Below are 8,300 nucleotides of genomic sequence, written 5' to 3' on the forward strand. Positions count from 1 at the left end.
GGCCCCGCCCGACCACAGGCGCATCGCGGCCACCACCAACCGGACCGTTGCCTTCACCGATCCTCGGACCGAGGACGAGACGGAACCGAACTCGTGCGGGGCAGCAGCAGCGACACCACCGCGCCCACCGCGCAGATCACCGCCGTGATCCAGAAGATCTCGTGGTACTCCGTCAGCAACGCCGAAGTCAGCGCCTCCCGATAAGCCGCCGCCTTCTCGGCGAACTCCTCCGGCGACATCCCGAACGGCAGCGGCGTGTCCAGGTCAGCCGTCAGCTCCCGGAACCGGTGCAGCCCCCAGGCCGACAACCCGGCCACGCCGACCAGCATCCCGGTCATCCGCGCCACCACCACGGCGGCCGACGCGACACCGTGCTGCGAAGCCGGCACGGCCCGCAGCACCGCCGCCGACACCGGCGCGATCACCAACCCCAACCCGAACCCGGCCACCGCCAGGTCCCGCCCGACGACGAACGACGACACCGAAGCCGGCCACTGCGCGATCAGCACGTACGCACCGGCGGCCACCAGCAACCCGGCGAACGACACCCACCGGTCACCGATCCGCGCCGCCAACCACCCGCCGACCAGCGCACCCACCGGCAACGCGATCAGGAACCGCGCCAACATCCCCGCCGCCGCGGCCGAGTCACGCCCCAGCACGGTCTGCGCGAACAGCTCCACGTCCACCAACGTCACCATCAACGCCGCACCGGCCGCCAACGACACACCCAGCGACGCCAGGAACGGCCGCATCGCCACCCCCGTCGGGTCCAACAGCCGCACCGACGACCGCCGCTCCCACCACACGAACCCGACGAACACCACCAAAGACGCACCGAGCACCGGCAGCCCCCACGAAGGCAGCACCGAACGCGACGGATCGGGGTTGTAGAGCCCGACGACCAGCAACGACAGCGCCAACGCCAGCAACCCGCCGCCGACGAAGTCGATCCGCACCGCCGACGCTGAAGCGGATCCCCCGGCAGACCGCGGCACGGTCAACTGCACGACCACCATCGCGATCACGGCCAACGGCAGGTTCACCCAGAACACCCACCGCCAGCTCTGCGGCTCCACCGACTCGAAGAACGACCAGGCGTTGAACAGCGAAGCGACACCGACGCCGTACAGAGTGCCCAGCACACTGCCCAACTCCTGCGCCGCGCCCACGACCCCCAGCGCCGAAGCCCGCCGTTCCGAGGACCACAGATCCGCGACCAACGCCATCGTCACCGGCAGCAACGCCCCACCGGCCAGCCCTTGCACCACCCGCCCGGCCACCAGCAGCGGCAGGTCGCCGGCCAACGCCGTCACCGCCGACCCGACCGCGAAGAACACCAAGCACAAGTGCAGCACCAACCGCCGCCCGAACCGGTCGGACAGCTGCCCGAGCAACGGCATCCCGGCGACGTACCCGAGCAGGTACCCCGTCACCACGGGCGTCGCGCGTTCCAGGTGGTTCACCGGAATGCCCAGGTCACGCACCATGTCCACGAGCACGCCGACGACCACGTACGCGTCCAGCGCACCGAGCAGCACCGAGATCGCCCCGGCGCCGATCGCCAACCGACGCGCCTTGACCGCCGAGTTCACCACCGAGTTCACCACCGAGCTCACGCGGGCGGCGTAACGGTGACGGTCTTGTTGAAGTCGGACAGCTCCACGGTGACCTTCGCCCCGGTCGGCAGCTCGAACAGCGCCTTCTCCAGCTTGTTCTCACGCACCGTGAACGTCGAGGCGACGTCGGAGTCGATGCCCGGCACCAGCCCGCCGACCACGTCACGCGGCACGGTCGCGGTGACCACCGAAACGCCGTCCGCCGAACTGACCGTCTTCGCGTCACGCGCTTCGGCCAGCACCCGGGCGACGCCCTTGTCCGGGTCGAGGATCGCGGTCGGGTCGTACACCTGGCCCGCGAGCGCCGCGGGCAGCTTGGTGAACCCGCCGGTCGGCCCCTTGAAGTGCAGGTCCTGCCCGACGAGCACGTACTCGACCTCGATGAGCTGCCCGAACTGGTCGATCTTGGCCCGGCCCTGCGACTCGCCGGCGGCGTTCAGGTCGCCCTCGGCGTCCTTCACGGTCACACCCGGCAACTCGCCGTCGACCTTGATCAGGAAGTGGGTGCTCGCCACCGACTTCATCTCCTCGGCGGCCTTGGTCAGCAGTTCCGACCCGGCGGGCAGGTCACCGCCGCCACCTGACGACGTGCAGCCCGCCACGAGGGCGAGCACGAGCGACCCGATCAGGGCGCGACGAGGGAGCATGGGTGAATCGTAGATCCCACCGGAACGGGGCAGGACGAAACGCCCGAACAGGGCCGCGACCTGCGGTTTCTCCTCGAGACGGCAAACAGCGGAGCGCGTTCGGCCGAGTCGGCAACGCGAGGTTAACCGTCCTTACCTAGGCTTCGTGTCATGAACCGCCAGCAGGAGTTCGTGCTCCGCACCCTCGAGGAACGCGACATCCGGTTCGTCCGGCTCTGGTTCACCGACGTCTTGGGCTTCCTCAAGTCGGTCGCCATCGCGCCCGCCGAGCTCGAAGGAGCCTTCAGCGAGGGCATCGGCTTCGACGGCTCCGCCATCGAGGGCTTCGCCCGCGTCTACGAATCGGACATGGTGGCCAAGCCGGACCCGTCGACGTTCCAGGTCCTGCCGTGGCGGACGCCCGACAAGAGCCACTACTCGGCGCGGATGTTCTGCGACATCGCCATGCCGGACGGCTCGCCGTCGTGGGCGGACCCCCGGCACGTCCTGCGCCGCACCCTGGCCAAGGCCAGCGAGGCGGGCTTCACCTGCTACGTGCACCCCGAGATGGAGTTCTTCCTGCTCAAGGGCCTGCCGGACGACGGGACCGAGCCCATCCCGGCGGACAACGGCGGATTCTTCGACCAGACCAGCCACGAGACCGCGACCCACTTCCGCCGCCACGCCATCGAGGCGCTGGAGGCGATGGGCATCTCGGTCGAGTTCAGCCACCACGAGGGCGCGCCCGGCCAGCAGGAGATCGACCTCCGCTACGCCGACGCGCTGACCATGGCCGACAACGTGATGACGTTCCGGTACGTGATCAAGGAGGTCGCGATCACCCAGGGTGTGCGCGCCTCGTTCATGCCGAAGCCGTTCTCCGACCAGCCCGGCAGCGGCATGCACACGCACGTCAGCCTGTTCGAGGGCGACCGGAACGCGTTCTACGACGCCGAGGACCCGTACCAGCTGTCCGACACCGGCAAGATGTTCGTCGCCGGGCTGTTGAAGCACGCCCGTGAGATCTCCGGTGTGACCAACCAGTGGGTGAATTCCTACAAGCGCCTGATCGTGGGTGGCGAGGCGCCGACGGCGGTGTGCTGGGGTCACGCGAACCGGTCCGCGCTGGTGCGCGTGCCGATGTACTCGCCGGGCAAGTCGTCGTCCCGCCGGGTGGAGATCCGGACGCTGGACTCCGCCTGCAACCCGTACCTCGCGTACGCGGTGATCCTCGCGGCCGGCCTCAAGGGCATCGAAAAGGGCTACGAGCTGCCGCCGCCCGCCGAGGACGACGTGTGGTCGCTGACCGACCGGGAACGCCGTGCGGCCGGGTACGACAACCTGCCGCAGAACCTCGGCGAGGCGTTGACCGAGATGGAGAACTCCGAACTGCTCCCCGAGGCGCTCGGTGAGCACGTGTACGACTTCTTCCTGCGCAACAAGCGCACCGAGTGGGACGCGTATCGGCGCAGCGTGACGCCGTACGAGTTGCGCACCCTGTTGCCGGTCCTGTGAGGGACACACCCGTGCGGGTGGTCCACACCGGGCACTCGGAGAAGCTAGGTTTGCAGACCGTGACCGAGGTGCCCGCACGTTCGGAATCCCGTCCCACGTTCATCGCGTGCACGGTGGCCACCGCCGCCGAACTGCCCGCCGTGAAGGTGCTGTCCAGTTCCTTCCTGGCCAACCACCCCCAGGCGAGGTTCATGGCGCTGGTGGTCGACGCCCTGCCGGAGAACTCCGGTCCGGGCCTCGTCACGCCCGCCGACCTGGGCGTGAGCCAGGAGGAACTGGCCGAGCTGGCGACCGGCTGCACCGCCGCGCAGCTGTGCGGCGTGCTGCGGCCCAAGCTGCTCGAACAGCTGCTGGGCCAAGGCGTGCCGGTGCTGTACCTGGACCCGTGGGTGCAGATCCTGAACCCGCTCACGGACCTGGTCGAGGCCGCCGTCAAACGCGGCCCGCTGGTCCTGCTGCCCAGGTCACTGCGCCCGTTGCCGGACGACGGCCTGCGGCCCACGCCGAACGAACTGCTGGAGACCGGCGTCTTCGACCCGGGGTTCCTGCTGGTCGCGCCCGGTGCCGAGCCGTTCCTGCAGTCCCTGGGCGACCAGCTGCGCCGGAGGCCCGACGCCACGAAGGCCGTGCTCGACATGGCGCCCGCGCTGGTGAACCTGCACGTCCTGCGTGACGCGACGGTCGGCCTGTCGGTGTGGAACGCACCGCAGCGCGACCTGCACCGACGCCCGGACGGGACGTTGACGACCATCGGCGAGCCGGTGCGCAGCGTCCACTTCGCCGGCTTCGACCCCCAACGCCCCTGGCTGCTGTCCGCGGACTTCGCCGACCGGCCGCGCGTGCTCTTGTCGGAACACCCCCAGCTGGCGGAACTGTGCACCACGTACCGGGCGGAGCTGGTGCGCAAGGGCCACACGCCGCAGAAGGTGCGTTACGGCTTCGGACAGCTCGCCGACGGCACCCAGATCCCGGACGAGCTGCGCGCGGACTACCGCGAAGCCGCCAGACCCCACCCCGGCTCGGCCTTCAGCCCAGAAGGCTGGACCCCCACCACCCCGCCCACCGTCACGACTTCCGCCGACACCCCGGCCGCCACGACGCCCGCCGACCCCGCAGTCGCTGGATCTGCCGACTCGGCCACCGCTGCATCGACCTCGGCGGACGCTGCCGAGTCGGGTGTCGAGTCCGCCGACCAGGGCGCGCCGGTCGCAGGTGCCGCGACTTCCGCAGGTAGCCCCAACGCGGACACCTCCCCGTCGGTCGCGGCCGACTTCAACCAGCCGGACGCCGAATCCGCCGACGAGAGCGACGCGGCCGTCACCGAGCCGGCCTCCGACCTGCCCCAACCGGACCGCGTCGAGCGCACCGCACAACCCCCGGCCCCCACCCCCAACCACACGCAACCCCCGGCCTCCGGCACCACCCGCCCGACGGCCCCGGCCCCGGCTCCTGCCCGCACCACCCCACCCCCCGCCTTCGGCCCCGACGGCGGAGCGGGTTTCGTGGCCTGGGCGAGCGAGCCCGCGCCCAACCTCCCGGGCAGCACCCGCTGGGCCGCCGCCCTCTGGCGCTCCGACCCGGCCCTCCGCACCCAGTTCCCAGACCCGTTCGGCGCGGACACCACTGCCTTCCGCGACTGGTGCGCCAGCGTGGGCGTGGCAGCAGGCCGGTTGCCGGTGACCGCGATCCCGCGTTCCCGAGCCGAAGCCCCCGTCCTGCACGACCAGCTCGGCGTCTCCGTCCTCGGCACCGGCCCGATCGCGCGACTCGTCCACGCCGCCGCCCGCGCTTCCGGCCTGCCGACCTCCACCACCGCCGGCTACCCGGTCGTGGTCCGCGTCGGCACCACCGAGCAAGTCCCGGACAGCCGTTTCGTGGTCGACTACCTCCTGGACGACGAGCAGCCGACCGACGCCAACGAAGTCTGGGTCCCCTCCGAGACGACCTGCGCCGCCTTCGAACGCCAAGGCGGCCCGATCATCCGCGTCCTCCCGCTCCCGGTCCCGGAAGCCGACGCCAAGGACCCCGAGGACCACGAAGGCGTGATCTTCGGTGCCCTCGCCGACCACGCCGTCGACCGCGCGGGCAACGTGCTGGGCGCCGTCTCGGCGTTCCTCTCCGCCTTCCCCGACCGCACCGACGTGACGCTGCGCATCGAGGTCACCCACGCGAAGGCCCACCCCGAGGCCGCCGAACGACTGCGCCTCGCCACCGCGGGCGACCCGCGCATCCACCTGGTCGACGACCTCGGCACCGTGGACTGCCTCGTCCACCTGCACCGGGGCGGCGCCTGCGACCGGATCGCGCACACCCTCGGCCGGCACGCGGCCGAAGCCACGCCGATCCTCACCTCCGACCACGGCGCCGTCGCCGAGCTGTTCGACAAGTCCTCGGTGATCTTCGTGCCGTGCCGCCAGGGCGTCGAACCCGACGTTCCGGCCGCCGTCAAGCTCATGCGCGCCCTCGCCGACGACCTGCCCGCGGCCGTCGCTATCGGCATCAAGGGACGCGACCACGTCCGCGCCACGCGCGACGTCGCCAAGGTCGGCGAACTCCTCCGCGAACGCGTCGAGCACGCCTACCGCGGCTGGCGCGCACGCCGGGCCAAGCCCGCACCGACCGTCGATCCGATGAAGGCGCTGCACTCGGCGAAGCACGCCCTGCTGCGCCAGCCGGACGTCGGCACGGCCAGCCGCACGCCCATGGCGCCGCAGCTGCGCAAGATGGTCCTGCGCGTGCTCGACCACTACGACAACCACATGCGCGACGTGCTCGGTTCCCTGGTGGACGGGGTCGAGCGCACGGTCGCCGAGCTGGTCCGCCGCCAGGACGACATCTCCACCGGCGTCGGTCTCGGCGAACTGGAGATACTGCGCGCCGAACTCGAACAGCACGCCGACCATCAGGGCCACCTCGCCGACCAGCTCATCGGCATCGACGACGGCGTGGTCCGGGTCCGCGCGGACATGGCCGGCCAGGGACGGCGGCTGCGCGAGATCGAGGACGCCGTGGTGGGCGAGGCCGCCAAGCGGGCCAAGCAGAGCGACGCCCTGGCCCAGCGCATCGACAAGCTCGCCGTCGCGCTCGAACGCACCCTCGACCGGATCGACTCGCTGGAGTCCAGGGTCGTGGACGTGATCCGGGACCGCGACACCAAGCTCGACTCGGGTCTGCGCGCGGCCAACCAGGCCCAGCAGACCGCCGACGCCCTGCGCCGGGTCGTGGTGCGCGAGCACGAACGGCACAGCGAGACCGTGCCGCGAAGTTCCCTCGTGCTGACCGACGTCGGCCTGCTGCGGCTGCCGTCGGACGACGCGTTCATGCTGCCGATGCTGTCCAGCAACGGGGTGTGGGAGCCGGACCTGTCGGAGCTGATCGACTCGGTGGTCGAGCCGGACGGCATCTTCCTCGACGTCGGCGCGTACGTCGGCTACCAGACCGTGCGCATGCTCAGCCGGTTCGGCTCGGGCGGCGCGGTGGTCGCGGTCGAGCCGTGCCCGTCCGCGCGGGCGCTGCTGCGGCACAACGTCGACGTCAACCTGCCCGAACGGCTCGCCCAACAGCTCGTCCTGGTCGACGCCGCCGCGTGGGAGAGCACCGGTGAACTCGCCACCCAACCGGCGTTGACCGGCGGGGTCTCGGTGGCGCCGCTGCCGGAGAACGCCGGGGACGACGTGCCGAGGGTGCGTGCGGCCAGGCTCGACAAGGAGCTGGAGGCCGTGCCGTCGTTGCAGGGCCGCAAGCTCTCCGTCGTCCGGGTGGACGCCCCCGGTCGTGGTCACCGGGCGTTGGCCGGGCTGGTGCGCCTGCTGCGCCGGGACCGCCCGCACGTGTTCCTCGAGTTCTCCGCCTCGGCGACGGAGGGCTTCGGCGACGATCCGGTCACGGTCTTGAAGGAGTTCCGGATCTGGGGCTACGACCTGGTGCCGGTGGCGACCCGCGAGGCGGCCACGCCGGAGCAGATCGTGACCGCGATGCAGGGGATGCGGACCATCTCGCTGTGGCTGCGGCCCCGTCCCGTGGCGCCCAAGGGACCCGGTCCGCAGGTCGCCACACCGGTCCGCACCGCTCCTGCAGCCCGCTGACCAGGGGATTTGACACGGGCGAAGGTCATGAGTAACTTTTACCGAGTCGCCAGCAAGAACCTCGGAACGAGCGGTTGACACCGCGAATCGGGCCGAGTAGACTACTGCGGCGTCAAGCTCCCAGAAACGAATAAGTAGCACAGCGTGCTGCCTCCGCTCCGGTGAGCAGAACAAATTGAATGCCAAGCGAGTTTGTCGCGGAGCCGAGAAGCCGAAACCGGCCGATTTGACACCGTGAAAACGAACGAGCTAAGCTTTCAACACAAGCGAAACACAGAAACACAAAGCCCCGGATTGAACCGCGGTAAGATGCGGGACACGATGGTGAGCGCGTGTTCTTTGAGAACTCAACAGCGTGCCGAATAGCCAGTAAATTGTATGAACCTCGTCAAGAGGTTTTCCTTTGAGATTGTTACTGGACAACTGACATTATTGTCAGTGTTGTTCGGAGCGAT

4 protein-coding genes are annotated in these 8,300 nt (G+C 70.2%); 2 read left to right on the forward strand and 2 right to left on the reverse strand.

The features are described 5' to 3' along the window. Positions 1-53: 53 nt before the first annotated feature. Together FM051_RS30570 and FM051_RS30575 are read right to left on the reverse strand one after the other, a co-directional pair. On the reverse strand, positions 54-1,619 hold the full coding sequence (locus tag FM051_RS30570; RefSeq protein ID WP_238412754.1) for an MFS transporter: 1,566 nt from the start codon (positions 1,617-1,619) through the stop codon (positions 54-56). Further along, positions 1,616-2,266 carry an LppX_LprAFG lipoprotein gene (locus tag FM051_RS30575; protein ID WP_158849397.1) on the reverse strand — a complete coding sequence of 217 codons (651 nt, stop codon included), beginning with the start codon at positions 2,264-2,266 and terminating at the stop codon, positions 1,616-1,618. Before FM051_RS30575 ends, FM051_RS30570 begins: the two co-directional genes overlap by 4 nt. Positions 2,267-2,416: 150 nt before the next feature. Here FM051_RS30575 and FM051_RS30580 point away from each other — a divergent pair, with 150 nt between their 5' ends. Beyond that, positions 2,417-3,760: a glutamine synthetase family protein gene (locus tag FM051_RS30580; RefSeq protein WP_158849399.1), complete on the forward strand. Its 1,344-nt coding sequence runs from the start codon at positions 2,417-2,419 to the stop codon at positions 3,758-3,760. 59 nt (positions 3,761-3,819) lie between these two features. Then, positions 3,820-7,845 (forward strand): FkbM family methyltransferase, encoded by a 4,026-nt coding sequence (locus FM051_RS30585; RefSeq protein WP_158849401.1) that lies wholly within the window; start codon positions 3,820-3,822, stop codon positions 7,843-7,845. The last annotated feature ends 455 nt before the right edge of the window (positions 7,846-8,300 follow it).

This window comes from Saccharothrix deserti (genome assembly GCF_009769385.1).
In the GTDB taxonomy this organism is placed as follows: Bacteria; Actinomycetota; Actinomycetes; order Mycobacteriales; family Pseudonocardiaceae; genus Actinosynnema; species Actinosynnema deserti.

What these genes read in the sequence shown, in the direction of transcription:
- FM051_RS30580 (WP_158849399.1), top strand. Translation starts at nt 2,417, where the DNA reads ATGAACCGCCAGCAGGAGTTCGTGCTCCGCACCCTCGAGGAACGCGAC.
- FM051_RS30575 (WP_158849397.1), bottom strand. Translation starts at nt 2,266, where the DNA reads ATGCTCCCTCGTCGCGCCCTGATCGGGTCGCTCGTGCTCGCCCTCGTG.